The 1,942-nt window shown below is 54.7% G+C and carries 1 tRNA gene and 2 rRNA genes; all 3 read right to left on the reverse strand.

Going from position 1 to position 1,942, the window contains the following annotated elements:
* A tRNA-Met gene (locus BLR51_RS26915) sits at positions 1 to 77 on the reverse strand.
* A 96-nt stretch (positions 78 to 173) separates the two neighbouring features.
* A 5S ribosomal RNA gene (gene rrf, locus BLR51_RS26920) occupies positions 174 to 288 on the reverse strand.
* Between the two features lie 123 nt (positions 289 to 411).
* Positions 412 to 1,942: ribosomal RNA gene (locus BLR51_RS26925) — 23S ribosomal RNA — on the reverse strand; the annotation flags it as partial.

Below are 1,942 nucleotides of genomic sequence, written 5' to 3' on the forward strand. Positions count from 1 at the left end.
TGGTTGCGGGAGTAGGATTTGAACCTACGACCTTCAGGTTATGAGCCTGACGAGCTACCGGGCTGCTCCATCCCGCGCCGATTGCGCTTTGCGTGCGCTTTTTTTACCGCGATGTTTGGTTTATTGCGGTAATTTGGATCGTGTAGAGAGATACGTTTTGTGGGTCTTTCCAGGTTTGGCGGTGACCTACTCTCCCACGTCTTGAGACGCAGTACCATTGGCGCAGCGGCACTTAACGGCCGGGTTCGGAATGGAGCCGGGTGTTTTGCTCGCGCTATGACCACCAAACCGGGGAAGACCCACGCTTGCATTTTGGTGCAAGTGTTTTTTCAACATTGTTGTCCAGGTCAGGTACATCTTGTGTTTGTGATGTATGCTTATGGATCGGGAACAGTCTTGCTGTTCCTGGATCGGATCAAGCCTATCGGGCCATTAGTACCGGTCAGCTGAATGCATTGCTGCACTTACACCTCCGGCCTATCGACGTGGTGGTCTTCCACGGCCCTCAGGGATACCTTGTTTTGAGGGGGGCTTCCCGCTTAGATGCCTTCAGCGGTTATCCTGTCCGAACATAGCTACCCAGCACTGCCGTTGGCACGACAACTGGTCCACCAGTGGTTCGTTCACCCCGGTCCTCTCGTACTAGGGGCAACTCCTCTCAAGTATCCTACACCCACGGCAGATAGGGACCGAACTGTCTCACGACGTTCTAAACCCAGCTCACGTACCTCTTTAAATGGCGAACAGCCATACCCTTGGGACCTGCTCCAGCCCCAGGATGAGATGAGCCGACATCGAGGTGCCAAACACTGCCGTCGATATGGACTCTTGGGCAGTATCAGCCTGTTATCCCCGGCGTACCTTTTATCCGTTGAGCGATGGCCCTCCCACTTGGGACCACCGGATCACTATGGCCGTCTTTCGACTCTGCTCGACTTGTCAGTCTTGCAGTCAGGCTGGCTTATGCCATTGCACTCAACGAGCGATTTCCGACCGCTCTGAGCCAACCTTCGCGCGCCTCCGTTACGCTTTAGGAGGCGACCGCCCCAGTCAAACTACCCGCCACACAGGGTCCCGGAACCGGATAACGGTCCGCGGTTAGACATCAAGCAATGCAAGGGTGGTATCTCAAGGGAGGCTCCGCAGAGACTGGCGTCTCTGTTTCAAAGCCTACCACCTATCCTGCACATGCATGGCCTGATGCCAGTGTGAAGCTGTAGTAAAGGTGCACGGGGTCTTTCCGTCTAACCGCGGGGAGCCTGCATCTTGACAGGCAATTCAATTTCGCTGAGTCAACGTTGGAGACAGCGGGGAAGTCGTTACGCCATTCGTGCAGGTCGGAACTTACCCGACAAGGAATTTCGCTACCTTAGGACCGTTATAGTTACGGCCGCCGTTTACCTGGGCTTCAATTCAGAGCTCTCACCCCTCCTTTTAACCTTCAGGCACCGGGCAGGCGTCAGACCCTATACGTCGTCTTACGACTTCGCAGAGCCCTGTGTTTTTAGTAAACAGTCGCCACCCCCTGGTTTGTGCCCCCAGCCAATACTTGCGTAGAAACTGGGCCTCCTTCTCGCGAACTTACGGAGGTATTTTGCCGAGTTCCTTCAACGTTGTTCTCTCAAGCGCCTTGGTATTCTCTACCAGTCCACCTGTGTCGGTTTAGGGTACGGTCTAAAAGTGGGGCTATTTCCAGGGACCGCTGAGCTGCCAGTTCAATCCGATAAGGACTGACAACCTTTGCGATCCGTCACCACCACATGGCCCAGGAATATTGACCTGGTTCCCATCGACTACGCCTTTCGGCCTCGCCTTAGGGGCCGGCTTACCCTGCTCAGATTAGCTTTAAGCAGGAACCCTTGGACTTTCGGCGAGAGTGTCTCTCACACTCTTTGTCGCTACTCATGTCATCATTCTCGCTAGTGATCTCTCCACCGGATGC

The sequence above is a fragment of the Salipiger marinus genome, assembly GCF_900100085.1.
GTDB lineage: Bacteria > Pseudomonadota > Alphaproteobacteria > Rhodobacterales > Rhodobacteraceae > Salipiger > Salipiger marinus.